Source organism: Psychrobacter sp. LFX-11D, from assembly GCF_904846475.1.
Classification (GTDB): Bacteria; Pseudomonadota; Gammaproteobacteria; order Pseudomonadales; family Moraxellaceae; genus Psychrobacter; species Psychrobacter cryohalolentis.
Genome location: NZ_CAJHAV010000002.1, coordinates 136,762 through 152,690 on the forward strand (window position 1 = coordinate 136,762; position 15,929 = coordinate 152,690).

The following is a 15,929-nucleotide window of genomic DNA, read 5'->3' on the forward strand; positions in this document are numbered from 1 at the left end:
GCTGATTTCTCATAAGCCTTTCATGATAGATTGAGTACCAATGACCGCTATATTTGTTCCACTCTATGGTATTTTTGCTAATATGCCTTGCTAAGCCAGTTATGAGCTGCTAACACACAATAAATCTATCCTTAAGAATAAATTTATTGTTTCAAAACTTATTAAGCTATGTTTATAGCTTTTTACTTGCCTTTAAATTCCCACCTATAGCCTGTCTTTTGGTTAATTCATATCAGCAGTTTTCTGCTGCTGCAGGGCGGCATAACCTGTTAGACGCTTACGTTCAGACTCGCTAAACAGTTGCTGCTCGATTTGATTGATTTGGGTTTGCGTTTGTGATTGCGTTTGTGATTGACTGGCACTTTGTGTTAGAAGTTGCTGTTTTTGCGCTTGATACTGATTAAAACGTTTATCAAAGCTAGCGTCTGCTTGATCTACTTGCGCTAAGCGTGCTGCCGCTGGTGCACCAACCAGCTCTCGACGCATATTGTATAGCGCTTCAGGCGTGGCACCTTTTGCTTGCATCTGTTCTGTACGCGTCATCAACTCGTTTAGATTGGCTTGCTGGGCAATGTTGGTTTTGGTCGCATTGTCTGGCATGCGGCTAATATAATCTTGTCTTGTAGCTTCTTTTTGCGCATCAGACAGTTGGGCATTTTGGTTGATTCTGACCATCTCCATACTATAGTCATCATACTCATCTTCTGCACCAAAGAAGGCGATAATGGTTTCTTTATCAAAACGCTGTTGACGCAATCTAGCGACATCTTGTTTTTGCTGAGTGACGACGTTTAAATCTAGCTCGCCACTTTGGGTCGCTTGCAACTGTAGAGTACCGTACTTTTTCTCAATCTCAGGCATGGCTTTGAGATAAGCCACATATTGGTCAAATATAGCAAGCGCTTGACTGGCGGCTGGCTCTGGCGTATGACTACGAATATAACTCTCTACGCGAGCATAGATAGTTGCTTCCTCTTCTTCACCAAGTGCCGATAAAAAATAATCAAATAAACGCCGTAAGCCTTCAGTAACGACCAGTTGCTTGTTTTCATCAATGATAATCTCGCCATCGACATCAGTACCTTGCAAGGAGCGCGGTAAACTCTCAAGTCCTGTGGTAAATTTAATCGTACTTTGCTTAGATTTTTTGCTCATGCCGCTATCAGAGCTCGCTTCGTCTGTAGATTTAGCGCTAGCTTGACTGTCGAGTACTGTAGAAACCGCTTGAGAAGAGAGTTTACTATTGTCATTAGGCTTAAACCACCAAATAATCGCTACTACTAGCACGACTATCACAGCGATGATGACTGGCAAAAAGGGTGAACGGCGATTATTTGACATAACGAGAATATCTTATTTGATCAATGGGTTTATGTATGGATTTACGATATAGTCAAAATACTCTAAAAACGCGATGGTACTGCGGGTACAAATTTTTTGCAGCCTCTGTCTGCATGGGCACAGCAAGCAAGAAAAATTGATACCAGCAGTACATAATGTGTCGATATTACTTTTCACTGACTATAGATAAAAACGAATAAAGAAAAAGGGTCATTTCAGTATTGACCCTTTCTCTTCTCTCTAAAAGCTATAAATCTGCTAACTCATATATGAACGTTATAAATTGGCTTTTTTCAGACGATTGACGTGATCACGATACAAAGTTTCTGGATCAGGCTGTCCCCACGCTGTTAAGGCAAGAATTTGATTGGCTGAATCTAAGTGGTTCATACTATAGTCGTCTCGAATCACATAACCCAGTCGGCTTGAGCAGGCAGATACCAAGCCATCGTTGGGATCATTGTCAAAGGTTGTCCCTGTGAGTGCGAGCAAATAATCACTAGGATCAATACCATTGGTTATTTGCCCAACGCCACTAAATGAGTAATACTTGATACCATTAACTTCAGTATTTGTAGGTTGACCACAATAGCTGGTCGGCATCGCCGCAGGAAATTTAGCATTAAACTTGGCAGCACCATCAGTTGATAACGCGACAGCTGTATTCCAAGCTTCTTGTTTATTAAGTTCTGTTGGGCTCGTACCTGAGCCAATATCCGTAACGCCACCGAATAGCTGTAAGAAAACAGATACCGCTTGTGTCACCAAACTATCCTCAGAAAGCGTTTGCATCACTGCATCTGCCGTTTTTGAGCCTTGTTCTGGACTGGAAATAGCAGTGACAGAAGCGACATACTTTGGTGCCACGCCAGCGACATAACGAACATCAATACCGCCTTGACTGTGACCCAATAAATTCACTTTTGGGCTGCCTGAAATGGCACTGATGGTTTTTACTTTCTGTAAAAGCTGCTCGCCGCGAATTTCGCTATTATTAAAAGAAGAGCTTTTTGTGGTGTACACTTGACTGCCACCGCTCATGAGTGTTTCAGGAATACCATAAAAATAATCGACCAAGCCGAACATCTTAGTAAAGCCTCCCATACCATGGGCTAGTACTATTGGATATTTGGTTTTGGTATAATCTGAGGTGAAGTACTGACTACTCACGAGCTGGCAGCCGTCAGCATTTGCACAGTTGTAATATTGACCAGATGCTTGAGCAGAGGTGGTTTGCATAGTCATCAAAAGCATACCGGTGGCAATGGCACCTAATGACGGTAGAGCTACACTTGGTGTTAGCACAGCGCGGAGAGAGGGTTTTATAAACATAACAACATCCTTGTTATCGTAAACGTGATTCTATCTTTATATGCCTTGTTTGTTGCATCCTGCACAAAGCGGTATAGAGGGCTACTAAATCATTTAGCAAACAAAATTACAATACTTATATATTCTGTAACATTCAACTGGTTTTTGACATTCACACGCCTATTATGATGACTCTATAGTCATTTTTATGTATATAAAGTCAGTCAATATCGATATGATTGAAATATTCAATAACTTGCATTCAAGCAGCAACTTGTGCGTTTATGCTATAATTGATGACCTAAATTCTATAACTATAAGTACGACGATGATGACTAAAAAATCTCTTATCCAATCTCCTGAAGCCATAGAAAAAATGCGCGTGGCTGGTAAACTTGCCAGCGATGTCCTTGTGTTGCTTGATGAGCATGTCAGAGTGGGCATCAGTACTGAAGCACTGAACCAAATTGCCCATGATTATATCGTTAATGTGCAACAAGCTATTCCTGCACCGCTTAACTACAATGGTTTTCCAAAATCTATCTGCACCTCGATTAACCACGTGGTTTGTCATGGTATTCCATCCGAAAATAAATTGCTAAAAGACGGCGACATCATCAATATCGATGTGACCGTGATTAAAGATGGCTATTATGGTGATACCTCAAAAATGTGGATCGTCGGCAATGGCTCTATCATGGCGCAGCGTATCTGCAAAGTAGCACAAGACGCCCTATATGCTGGCATGAGCGTGGTCAAAAACGGCGCGCGTTTGGGCGACGTTGGTGCGGCTATCCAAGCAGTGGTTGAGCCTGAGCGTTTTAGTATCGTGCGTGAGTTCTGTGGTCACGGTATCAGTAATGAGTTCCACCATGAGCCACAAGTCATGCACTATGGCCAAAAAGGTACGGGCTTTGAGCTAAAAACTGGCATGACTTTTACCATCGAGCCTATGATTAACGAAGGCAAATGGCAGACTAAGATTTTACCGGATGAATGGACTGCTATCACTAAAGATCGCAAGCTATCCGCCCAGTGGGAGCATACCATGGTCGTAACGGATAATGGCTGTGAAGTATTCACCACGCGCCCTGAAGAAGATTTGAGTTTCTTGACTCAGTAATACAATAAAAGATCGCTTAGGCGGTCTTTTTTTTCGTCTATTATTAATGGTTGTCCCCCACTATTCTTGATGGTTTTTTATCTTTATACTTTCTCCATCTTATTGATCGCTTTTTATTTTTAGCGATCCTTATTTACTGAACTAGACTTCAAACTTTTAACTGGATAAATCTCATGTTTAATTGTGATGTCACCGCTATTGATTTGACACCGATGCCTTTGTTTTCAGCAGACAATATGACAACTGCCTCTTTATCAACAGACACGAGCGTGGTAGAAAAATCGCTATTTGGTATTCCTGAATGGTTGCTTCAAATAAATGACGATATCAGCCGCGCACTCGAACGTGGCGTCAATATCCGGCAACTGGTTAGCGCGCGTGCTTGCGTGATTGATGATTTATTGATCGAATTATTTAAATGCTTTGGGCTTGATAAGACGGATTTGGCACTGTTTGCAACTGGTGGCTATGGTCGCGGTGAGTTATCGCTACATTCAGATATCGATATTTTGCTACTGATGCCACATGATATTGACGCTGATACCAGTAGTAAAATTGATAACTTGGTGGCACTCTTATGGGACATTGGACTTGAGCCTGCGTTATCAGTACGCAGCGTCAGTGACTGCTTGGAGGCGGCGCTTGACCATACTATTGCCAGTGCATTATTAGAGGCTCGCCTATTAATAGGCAATGACGCCTTGCAAAATGTCCCGCACCAAATAGTAAACAATCAATGGTCCCCGCGCTCGTTTTATGATGTAAAAATCGATGAGGCAAAAGCACGTTATTTACAGCACAATGCCACAGAATATAATCTTGAGCCCAATATAAAAACCGCTCCTGGTGGTCTGCGCGATATCCATATTATTGGCTGGGTGACCAAACGCTATTTTCGGGTCAGTAAGCTCTATGATCTGGTACAACAGAACTTTTTGACTGAAAAGGAATTCGATGAATTAAGCTTTTCAGAAAACTATTTATGGCAGATACGGCACTACCTGCACGAACTGACTGGTCGCAATGAAAACAAGCTGTTATTCGATTATCAGCGTGAGATTGCTCAACTGATGGGCTATGATACCCAGACAGATGATCAACCAAATGCTGCGGTAGAGCGCTTTATGCGCGATTATTACCGCTGTGCGATGCAAATATCAACATTGTCTGAAATGCTAACCAATCACTATTACGAAACCATTATCGAGGCACAGTTGCCTGATGAAGAACGCCCAAAAAAACAGCCTATTAATGCCCGCTTTAACCAAGTCGGCGACCAAATCGCAATGGCGCATCACAGAGTATTTGCGCAGCATCCCGAGTCGATTTTAGAGATGTTTTTACTTATGGGTCAGTATGGCATCAAGAATGTCCGTACCCATACTTTGCGCGCGCTAAAAATTGCAGCGCGTGGTATTGATCAGGCTTATCGCGACAATCCTACGCATCAAACCTTGTTTCTAGCCAATTTAAAAGAGCAGAATTATCTCTTTCATCGTCTGCGTACCATGAATCGCTATGGCGTGCTTGGCAACTATATCCCCGCCTTTGCTCAAGTTACTGGTTTGATGCAGTATGACTTGTTCCATCGTTATACGGTCGATGCCCATACCTTATTTTTGATTCGTATTCTGCACCGTTTTACGGATCCGCATTTTTATGAAGATTTTCCGCTCGTGAGCTCCATCTTTCAGCGCATTGAGCGCAAAGAGATTTTGGTATTAGCGGCGATGTTTCATGATATTGCCAAAGGTCGTGGCGGCAATCATAGTCAACTTGGCGAAATCGAGTCGATTGAGTTTTGTTTGGCTCATGGTATGAGTACTGCCGACGCCAATCTGGTTGGCTGGTTGACCCGTTATCATCTGCTGATGTCAATGACAGCTCAGAAAAAAGATATCTCAGACCCAGAGGTTGTGACACTATTTGCAGATTTGGTGGGTAACGTTACCCATCTAAACCATCTGTATGTCTTAACCGTCGCGGATATGAACGCCACTAATCCACAACTTTGGAACAGCTGGCGTGCGACACTTATGAAGCAACTATATTCGCAAACGCGCCGTATTTTGCGGGCGGATATTGATGCCCCAACCAATCGTCAAGATATGATTAGTGCCACACGCAAGCAAGCACTGATAATGCTAGATAACGTCGACAATCAGCATATGAATCGCGATGAGGTGCTGAGATTGTGGGATGATTTGGGCGATGAGTATTTTTTGCGTGAAATTGCAGAAGATATCTTATGGCATACTGAGGCGATTTTGAATCATCCGCCCATTGGGCGTGCGTCAAATGCTGACAGTCCGCCACTAGTCGTCTTACGTGAGCATCGGGAACTGGCGCTGGATGCGGTGCAAGTTTTTGTTTATACCCAAGATCAGGTCAATTTGTTTGCCGTGACTATGGCTGTATTTGATCAGATGAATCTCGATGTATTGGATGCCCGTATTATCACAGCGACCCGTGATTTTGCACTCGATTCTTACGTACTACTCGATCGTAGCGGTACTTTACTGGTCGATAGCGACAGTCAGCAAGAGCTTAAGCAACGACTGATTGATGCCTTTAAAAACCCTACCTCGCCCAAACTGACCAACAAACGGATTCCACGCCAGCTTAAGCATTTTAATGTGGCAACGACGATTAACTTTGAGTTTAATGAGGCCTCAAGTCAGCATATTATGAGCTTAGAGACCCTTGATCAGCCAGGTTTGCTTGCGCGTGTTGGACAAGTATTTTTGCAGCAGCAGATTGAAGTACATGCCGCACGTATTACTACGCTTGGCGAGCGTGCAGAAGATATGTTTTATATCAGCGATCAAAACGATCAAGCACTGAGCGCTGATAAACTTAAGATGTTAAAAACGGCACTGATAGACAGTCTTAGTCTCCGTAATGACGCTATTTAACTTGCCTTTTTATATCAAGCTTTTATAGATGATGTCACGAGCATATTCCTTCAGGGCATCATCGGCAAGCTCTAGAGGCAGTATATCTGCTTCTACCTTTTGCTCGCCATACATCAAGCGTCCCGCATCGACCTCCTTTTGTAGGAGGCGGTGCAAGCTTGCCAAATGAAATTCTGCATTATAATATCGGTAGATTTGCTTCAAAGTAATAGGTGCTTTGGCATGAACATCGCGATACAAGCTATCGGAAGCCAAGATAGTCATCTCATTAAGCGTCTCTTCACGCGACAAATCGGCTTGATTAATCTTATATTGCAACTGCCTAGCAAATCTGTCTTTAAAACTCAGCATCACAATAAAAATTAAGGTTTGTATGACAAATAAAGCGATGTATTGCCACAGAGGTAACGATATATCTAGCAACTTACTAAGCAGCATGAGCACCATGGCAACGACTATATAGCTGACCAATTGCCACAGCAGCCACATCATAAAACTGTGATCGCCAAACCAAAACATTTGACGTTCTCGTAATAGTGTCAACTGCTGGCGTGATTTCCACCAAGTCTGTTCACGCTGCTTTAACTGCTTATAAACGTCAAGACTTTCATGAGTATCAAAGTATTTTTCATTGATATCCTTAGCATCGAGACTGTCCGTTTTCAATATACTAGACATATCAAATTATTCCTAAAATATGCTGTCAGAAAAACCAACATTTATCTTTACTTAATGATACATACATCATGTCGCTTTTATAATAACGCGTTACGATATGGCCACATGATTACCTATTTTTACAGTTATATCGTTAAAATAGTGGTGATTCAATGTGCTCTATTAAAGTCATTACAAAGCGCTAGAGGTAAATATAATAAGAAAAAGACAAAAAATAAGAGAAGTGCTACACTGCTTAAATGTAATTTTTCTTTATAACTTTATTATTAACTGTCTATTATAGTTAGCCTACCTATGAATCACAACTTGACGACCCTACACCCTTATCCATTCGCTAAGATGGCAACTTTGCTGGCTGGAAGCGTTCCAGCCCACGGCTATGATGAAATCAAGCTGGGTATTGGTGAGCCAAAACATGCGCCACCAGCATTTGTTTTGGACGTACTACGCGAAAACTTGGACAAAATAAGCCATTATCCGACCACAAATGGGCTGTTTGAGCTGCGTCAAACCATTGCTCATTGGCTTGAGAAGCGCTTTTTCTTAAATCACCTCAACCCTAATACGCAAGTATTGCCAGTAATGGGCACACGTGAGGCAATATTTAGTATCGTGCAGGCAGTGATTAATCACGAGACAGAGAGTGTTAGTCAGACGGCAACGCTCAACCAATCGCCTACGCCTATAGTAGTTATGCCCAATCCCTTTTATCAGATATATGAAGGGGCGGCGATATTAGCGCAAGCAACGCCTTATTTTATCCCTTGCACCTCAGACAATAGCTTTAAGGGTGATTTTCGTAGTGTGCCAAAAGACGTCTGGACGCGTACACAGCTCTTATTTGTCTGTAGCCCAAACAACCCAACCGGTTCAGTGATGACGATGGATGACTGGGAGCAAGTGTTGCGCCTATCAGACCAATATGGCTTTATCATTGCCAGCGACGAGTGTTATAGCGAGCTGTATTTTGATAAAGCGCCAATAGGCTTGCTGCAAGCCTGCGCGGCTCTTGGTCGACACGATTTCAAAAATTGTCTGGTGTTTCACTCTTTATCGAAGCGCTCAAACCTACCCGGTTTGCGCTCAGGCTTTGTGGCAGGCGATGCCGCTATCTTGCAGGCTTATTTACAATACCGCACCTATCAAGGTTGCGCGATGCCGATACCTCATCAGCTGGCGTCTATCGCCGCTTGGGAAGATGAGAAGCATGTGGCGCACAATCGAGCGCTGTATCAAGAAAAGTTTGCACTCTGGATGTCGGAGCTTGGAGAATTACTGGAGTTACGTATGCCTGAGGCAGGATTTTACTTTTGGATAAAAGCGCCTGAGCAATTCGGTGGTAATGATGAGCGTTTTGTCAAAGCACTCTATGAGGATGCCAATATTCACGCGCTTGCCGGACGTTACCTATCACGCGAGGTCAATGGTGAAAATCCGGGGCAAGGCTATGTGCGTATTGCTTTGGTGGCAAGCGTCGAAGAAAGTCGCGAGGCAATCAAGCGGATTCGTCAATTACTCGGTGCTTAAAATCCCTATTTAAAACGCATTAAGCTTAACAAACCGCCAATAACCACAATAATATTATGGTTATTGGCGGTTTTCTGTTAAAGAATGCTATAGTAAGTCTTATAGCCGAATCATACAGCACCGCCATTTGATGATATATAGTCAAAATATCTCAAAAACGCTACAGTGCTGCTGATATAAATTTTTTGCAGCCTCTGTCTGCGCAGGCACAGCAAGCAAGAAAAATGAATATCAGCAGTACTTGATGTATCGATATTACTTTTCCCTGACTGTATTTATCATACTTACATCCCTCTTATTGCTTATGCCATCAAGGATGATGCCATGCCCCATCTTGATTTTACCCAACCACCATTTGATGTATTAAGTGCCGCTGAACGCCAAAGTATCAAAAAAAATACCCAAGTGCGTTATCTTGCCAAAGATGAGATGTTACCAGCGGATGATTTGCAGTACTTCTATGTGGTGCTTAAAGGTCATGTCGAGCAGCTGTTAGATGGTGATTTTGTCGCCTCTTATTTGGGCAACAACCATACTACCCATCTTAATAGTAATGATTGGTTTGATAGCAGACGCTCACCAGAGTCGCTCATAGAAGATGGGCTGCAAGAAGATAAAAACATTGATTCGCAGCCGGCTGCTTATCAGTTTCGCGCTGTCGAAGATACTTTATTGCTGCAAGTAAATGGGGTAACCATTGATAAAATCGGTGCCCAAAACCATTTCGTACGCCAATTATTGTCAGAAAATCTGCCAGAGCGTTTAAAAGCTTTACAGCTGAGGCATGGTGGGAAAAAACTTGACGCTGCCAGCTATGACGATCCTCAGGAAGTACAACAAATCATGCTACAGCCGGTGATTGATATTACTTTACTACCAGTCCATATCGTTGACGCAGACGATAGTCTATATCAAGCAGCACGTACCATGACTGAGGCTGGATTGAAGCATGTTTTGATACGCCCACCAGGACATTTACAAGATAAAAATAGCTCCGATCGTACCTTGGGTATCCTCAGCGATAATGATATCTGCCGCGCCGTCAGCGACCAACAGAACACTACTACAACGCCTTGTCAAAACTATGCAAGTTTTAATCTGCGAACCATTAACGCTGATAATGAGATTGGTGATGCGTTACTGACCATGACTCGCTATCGCATTCACAGGTTACCAGTGATAGATACTAATGGTAAAGTCATCGGTGTGCTTGCACAAGGCGATATGCTTGCTCACATTGGTCATCATTCTCAGCTGATTAGTATTCAAATTAACCAAGCCACAGATTTGCCAAGTTTGGCGACCGCAGTTGAACTCATTGGGCGCTATATACGTGCTCAGCATCAAAACGGTATCAAAATGGGCAACGTCAGCCGCATGGTACAAACCCTTAACGCGCAAGTATTTACCAAACTTTGGCAACTCATTGTTCCTGATGAAGTAATGGAGAATACCTGTGTTATCGTCATGGGCTCAGAGGGTCGCGGCGAGCAAATCATGCGTACCGACCAAGACAATGCGCTCATCATGCGTGATGGTTATGACCACCCTAAGCTGGCAAAATTTGCCGATACCTTTAACCAGCACTTAGCAGATCTTGGCTATCCGCTATGCGACGGCAATATTATGATGAATAATCCCATGTGGCGGCAACCATTAAAAGCGTTTAAAGCGCAGGTTAGTCTATGGTTTAAAAACACTGACCCGATGCATAGTATTTATTTATCCGCTATATTTGATGGTGAATATGTCTGCGGTGATGAAACGCTATTGACGCAGGTTCGTGAACACCTAAAGACGGCCCATAGGCAGTCAGACTTGATGTTCGTGCGCCAATTTGCACGAGCAGCGCTGCAGTTCGGCGATGTCAATCAATGGTGGCAAAAGCTAGTACCGTTATTAGGTGGTAAGCTAAGCGATTATACTATTGACCTCAAAAAAGCGGGTATCTTTCCATTGGTACATGGTATCCGTACCTTGGCGTTAGAGAACGACATCTTTACCGACCCTAGCAGCAAAGGTCGTCTGAAAGCTTTGGTTCAAGCTCGGGCCTTAACCCAAGAGCGTGCCGACACCTTACTTGAGGCATTAGAGTTCTTTATGGCGCAGCGCCTATCCGTTGCTTTATTGACAGACAATAAGCATGCAAAAGAAGTCAATCCAACGACCTTGTCTGCCCTTGAGCGTGATTTATTAAAAGAGTGTTTGGCGGTAGTAAAAAGCTTTAAAGACCAGTTGAGCCGACATTATCAGCTTGAATTTGGTTAAGCTAAACCGGTTAGCCTTGGAGATAGATGACGATGAACTGGCTAAAACAGCTGTCTACTGCTTGGCAAAAAAACCAATTACAGCGACCTGAACTGGCATCAATGTTTACGGCACCTGTCGATGAACAATGGGTTGCGATTGATTGTGAGATGACCGGACTCAATCCAAAGAAGCATCACCTATTATCGGTAGCTGCCATTCATATCAATGGCGATAAGATTGATACAGGAAATGGGCTGCATCTGCTTTGCAGACCGCCTGTCATGCCTGAGGGCGATACCATTGTCATTCATGGACTGCGCACCGCCGATGTTGAGCATGCGATGAGCTATGATGAGATGCTGGGGTTACTATTGCCCTTTATTGGCAATCGGCCACTTGTGGGGTTTTGTCCGCAAATAGACGTCGGGTTCTTAAACCCTTTAGTAAAGCATTATATGGGTACTCATTTGCCCAATGAGATTATCGATATCCGCCCCCTTTATAGCCGGCGTATGATGGGTCGTAGCCAAGGGCTTCCTAGCCAAGCACAGCATTTGAATAGTATCTTGGCGCATTATAATATTCCTGAGCTTGGCACCCACGATGCTTATAATGACGCCATCATGACGGCAATGGCATTTTTGCATATGCGCTAAAATGCATTATTTAGACAAGGCTTTAAGATAAAAGCACGCTTACAACTACATGCTACAGCTACGCGAAAACAGTAACTCATGTTACCATATCCTGTTTTTGCCACCTGATGATAGGCTGCTCATGCGCTCCTTAGTAAAACCAACTCTACTTAGAACTCATAACTCTTCTATACGCACAACAGCCATTAGCCAATATTTGCAAACGCCGAAAAATATCGGTCAACGTCTATCTTTATTGGTATTAGTTGTCGCTCCTACCTTAGTGCCATTACAGCTGCACGCTGCCTTACCGCAAGAGATTGAAACGGCATTAGCGCGAGCCCATTTAAGCGCAGCAGACATCAGTATTGTCATTACGCCAGTGGGAGATAAAAACGCCAGCCGCTTGCCCTCTGCCATTCAGGTTATCGACAGTAAAAAGGCGGTCAATCAATTGCAGCCTGCAAGCTCAGACGAGATAAATACTGATACCAATAACAGCAAGCAAAAACTGGTGCAAAACAAGCAGAGCCCTAAGCCGCTAGCCAATTACCAAAGCGCGTTAGTAACCATCGAAAAGCAAACCATCAGACAGCACGACAGACAATTACACGCTTATACCGATGATCCTTATACCCATCAAAGCTTGATGAGTACTCCATCATTACTGCCAGAAAACGTGTTAAACACTGCTAATTATTCTTCCAGTCAGAACGACAATATCAGTGCTAATGGCGCAGATAATAATAAAAAAGCTAACAGTGAGACCTCAATAAAAATATCGTTTTCACCATTACTCAATCATCAGCCTGATATTGCGCGTACGCCCGCCAGCACGATGAAACTCGTTCCCAGCTTTATTGCTTTAGATATCTTGGGCGCTGACTTTGTCTGGCATACGCGCGTTTATCATACTGGTATTATCATTGGTGATACATTGCTTGGTGATTTGGTCATTCAAGGCAGTGGCGACCCAAAAATGACCCATGAGCGCTTACAGCAATTGCTCTATAAAGTAAAAGCAGCAGGCATCCGTCATATCGATGGCGATATCATTGTAGATAGCACTATTTTTAACCATGTCACTAAAGATCCTGCGGCATTTGATAACGCGCCTTTGCGTCCTTATAACGCCAGTCCCGATGGTTTTTTGGTAAATTTCAGTACTATTGGTATCCAAAGCTATCCATTAGATAATGCCCAAGCACAACTGACTTATACGCCGCAGCTGGCAGATTATAAGTTGCCAAGTAAGATAAATATACGCCCCTCTGCCTGTGGTCAAGCACGTTATAGCTTAGCACCGCAGTGGCAAAAAACTCAGCTGACCTTTGATACCTCTCTACCCGATAACTGCGGCAACCATGCTTTTTATGTCGCTTATCCTGATGCCAAAGATTTTGCGGCTCGCGTGATCAAAGCCAAATGGCAAGCACTGGGTAATACGCTAACGGGCAACATTGTCACTCAAGAAACACCATATAATAATAAGAAATCCATATCAGCGCGCGGTTTGGCAGCTCTACCAATATCGCCTTTACCAATTGTTAGTTATCCTTCTTTAAATTTAACGCAGCAAATATATGATATCAATCATTTCTCTAATAATGTGATGACTGAGCAAGTAGCGTTATCAATAGGTGCTTATCATAAACCCAGAGATGAAACCGTTAACCCAACCATTAATAAAAACGTCGATAAAGCCATTAATAGTCAGCACAGCTTATATCAATTTGGTAAGCCTGCGACAACGAGCTACCCTGCTGCCTTACAAACCATCAACGAATGGTGGCAAACGCATCTAAGCACGCCGCCGCCACATCTGACCAATGGTTCTGGGTTGTGCCGTGATTGTACGATCAGCGCTGCTAATCTAAGCGAGCTGCTGACTTATGCTTACGCTCACCCAAGCTTCGATTCTTATGTAAACTCGTTAGGTATCGCTGGCGTCAGTGGCACCATTTTGACACATAGCGAGCGTTTACCAGAATCAAATGCCATTGGTCGAGCTTGGATAAAAACGGGCACTTTAAACAATGTCACTTCGATGGCAGGCTACGTCAAAGGCTTATCAGGACAGGATTATGTGGTAGTGGGACTGATCAATAATGAGCAAGCGCTAAATACTTATACAGCAAGAACGGTACTGGACGCCATGCTAGATTGGACAGCGCAGCATTAATTTTTTACGCCAGATTATTTACTTTATAAAGGACATTTTATGTCACGTAAGCCCGCGTCACTTAGCAAACCTATCACCCCATCAGGACGTAAAGGATCACACTTAAATACAACTGCCACTCAACCCAAATTGATGCTCTATATTGGGTTTTTTGCCGTTGGCTATATGCTTGCCAGCGCTGTATTTATGATGATTCAAACCAAGCTTACTCTCAATGCGCAATTGGTCACTGTGCTGTCTATTGTCTTGGGCGCTTATATTGCCGTACATAAGTTTATCAAGCACCAACAGCGTGCACTAGATAGAGACGAGATCAACCGCTTAATGTTTGGCGGCGTGATCGTGGTTTGGCTACTCACTATGGTTTACTTTTTGGGGATATGGGTATTTCTATTCGATTCCATCAGCCGTGAAGTGCTGCTTGAGATGAGCATGCAGCAGCCTTTACCGCTAATTTCTGCATTGATCATGATATTGGTGCTGAGTTTGGTGAGTGCACGTATCAGCATTTGGGCAATTAACCGCCTGCTTGATCCCAATCGCAAGGGCGCTTAATTGCTTACTTCCAGCAATTGAACGTTATAAACAAGCAACTACAAAGTTTTTGCCCTATTCATCTCTAAATTCCGTTACGCTGTATTTACGCTGATGAACTTTGATGAATAGGAGATAAGACCATGGAAATGTTTTTTTTTGACAATGTTGATAAGCTTGGACGTATTATTCTGACCACGGTCGTGGTCTACGTTTTGATTGTTACGTTTACTAAAATTTCAGGCAAACGCTCAACCTCTCAGCTAAATAATTTTGACTGGATTGTCACAGTGATGATTGGGTCATTAAGTGCCAGTACGATTTTACTCAAAGATATTCCGATTATCGAAGGTATGGCGGCTATTCTTTCACTGTATTTATTACAATTTTTGGTCACCAAATACGCCTCTGTTTCGCCGCAATTTAGCAGCTTTATTTTATCTGAGCCGCGTATTGTCTTTTACCAAGGACAGTTTTTGCCAGATGCCATGCGTGATGAGCGTTTGACCCGCCAAGAAATTGAGTGTGCCATGCGCTCTGAGGGTATTCATAATTTTGATGAGGTTGAAGCCGTTGTTTTTGAGTCGGATGCCAAACTGACTATTATTCCAAAGCCCAGTCCTTCTTATAGCAATAACCAAGAAGGAGATGATACGGTATCAGAGACGATTGCTCCGCTTATGTAATACAGTTGATAAAATTTTTACTAAAAACTTGGTTAGCTCTAAAAAGGATAGAGCAGCATGACTCTTCTCTTTGTCTTACTCTATCCTTTTTAGGCGGCTGTTGGACTATTAGTAAGTAAGTGGGCTTTGAAAGCATTAAAATCATAGAGAATAATTATTTATCAAACGTGTCTTGAGCAAAGAATCTAGTATTTAACAGGTTTTCTTATTACATTTATTTAACCACTTCTTAAAATGGCAGCTGTTATGAAAGTAAGAATTTTGACCGTAGGTAATAAAATGCCCAAGTGGGTACAAACTGGTTTTGATGAGTATCATAAGCGTATTCAGCCTATGCTCACTACCGAAGTCGTTGAAATTGCGGCGGCAAAACGTGCTAAGAATCCATCAGATGCCAATTTAGCTCAATATCGTGAGCAAGAAGGTCAGGCGATCTTAGCCGCTCATGCTACAGCAGGACGTGAGCAATTGTGGGTACTTGATGTCAAGGGTAAGATGCTTTCGACCGAAAATTTGGCAGATAAATTGTCTGATGGTATGCAGCAAGGCGATGATATTGCCTTGGTCATCGGTGGTGCCGATGGTGTGTCACCAGAGGTATTGGCAAAAGCAGATGTGAAATGGTCGTTATCGGCGCTTACGCTACCGCATCCTTTAGTGCGCGTTGTCCTCATGGAGCAGCTATATCGCGCGATGAGTATCAATCATAACCACCCTTATCACCGTGGTAATTAAAGTAGCAATAGA

General features: G+C 43.0%; 12 protein-coding genes. 9 read left to right on the forward strand and 3 right to left on the reverse strand.

Annotated features, from left to right (window positions below; translation table 11 throughout):
• Positions 1–222 precede the first annotated feature (222 nt).
• Positions 223–1,341 carry a lipase secretion chaperone gene (locus JMX75_RS02200; protein WP_133105456.1) on the reverse strand — a complete coding sequence of 373 codons (1,119 nt, stop codon included), beginning with the start codon at positions 1,339–1,341 and terminating at the stop codon, positions 223–225.
• Between the two features lie 276 nt (positions 1,342–1,617).
• Positions 1,618–2,673: an esterase/lipase family protein gene (locus JMX75_RS02205; RefSeq protein ID WP_020442775.1), complete on the reverse strand. Its 1,056-nt coding sequence runs from the start codon at positions 2,671–2,673 to the stop codon at positions 1,618–1,620.
• 310 nt (positions 2,674–2,983) lie between these two features.
• Between JMX75_RS02205 and map the strand changes: the two genes are divergently transcribed.
• Positions 2,984–3,775: a type I methionyl aminopeptidase gene (gene map, locus JMX75_RS02210; RefSeq protein ID WP_413771532.1), complete on the forward strand. Its 792-nt coding sequence runs from the start codon at positions 2,984–2,986 to the stop codon at positions 3,773–3,775.
• Between the two features lie 173 nt (positions 3,776–3,948).
• Positions 3,949–6,690, forward strand: a complete 2,742-nt coding sequence (gene glnD, locus JMX75_RS02215) for a [protein-PII] uridylyltransferase (RefSeq protein WP_201530733.1) — start codon at positions 3,949–3,951, stop codon at positions 6,688–6,690.
• Positions 6,691–6,699: 9 nt separating this feature from the next.
• Here glnD and JMX75_RS02220 read toward each other — a convergent pair whose 3' ends face one another.
• On the reverse strand, positions 6,700–7,368 hold the full coding sequence (locus JMX75_RS02220) for a hypothetical protein (protein WP_201530734.1): 669 nt from the start codon (positions 7,366–7,368) through the stop codon (positions 6,700–6,702).
• Positions 7,369–7,662: 294 nt separating this feature from the next.
• Between JMX75_RS02220 and dapC the strand changes: the two genes are divergently transcribed.
• From dapC to rlmH, 7 genes are all read left to right on the forward strand, one after another.
• Positions 7,663–8,895 carry a succinyldiaminopimelate transaminase gene (gene dapC / locus JMX75_RS02225; protein WP_201530735.1) on the forward strand — a complete coding sequence of 411 codons (1,233 nt, stop codon included), beginning with the start codon at positions 7,663–7,665 and terminating at the stop codon, positions 8,893–8,895.
• A gap of 324 nt (positions 8,896–9,219) precedes the next feature.
• Positions 9,220–11,163 (forward strand): DUF294 nucleotidyltransferase-like domain-containing protein, encoded by a 1,944-nt coding sequence (locus JMX75_RS02230; RefSeq protein WP_201530736.1) that lies wholly within the window; start codon positions 9,220–9,222, stop codon positions 11,161–11,163.
• A gap of 26 nt (positions 11,164–11,189) precedes the next feature.
• Complete coding sequence (locus JMX75_RS02235; protein WP_133105461.1) at positions 11,190–11,801, forward strand: 3'-5' exonuclease; 612 nt, start codon at positions 11,190–11,192, stop codon at positions 11,799–11,801.
• A 49-nt stretch (positions 11,802–11,850) separates the two neighbouring features.
• A complete protein-coding gene (locus tag JMX75_RS02240) occupies positions 11,851–13,962 on the forward strand; it encodes a D-alanyl-D-alanine carboxypeptidase (protein ID WP_201530737.1) in 2,112 nt (703 codons plus the stop codon).
• A gap of 39 nt (positions 13,963–14,001) precedes the next feature.
• Positions 14,002–14,517 (forward strand): ABZJ_00895 family protein, encoded by a 516-nt coding sequence (locus JMX75_RS02245; protein ID WP_201530738.1) that lies wholly within the window; start codon positions 14,002–14,004, stop codon positions 14,515–14,517.
• 122 nt (positions 14,518–14,639) lie between these two features.
• Positions 14,640–15,182: a DUF421 domain-containing protein gene (locus JMX75_RS02250; protein ID WP_201530739.1), complete on the forward strand. Its 543-nt coding sequence runs from the start codon at positions 14,640–14,642 to the stop codon at positions 15,180–15,182.
• A gap of 246 nt (positions 15,183–15,428) precedes the next feature.
• The gene (gene rlmH, locus JMX75_RS02255; protein WP_020442765.1) at positions 15,429–15,917 is read left to right on the forward strand and encodes a 23S rRNA (pseudouridine(1915)-N(3))-methyltransferase RlmH; all 489 of its coding nucleotides are present in this window, start codon (positions 15,429–15,431) and stop codon (positions 15,915–15,917) included.
• Positions 15,918–15,929 lie beyond the last annotated feature (12 nt).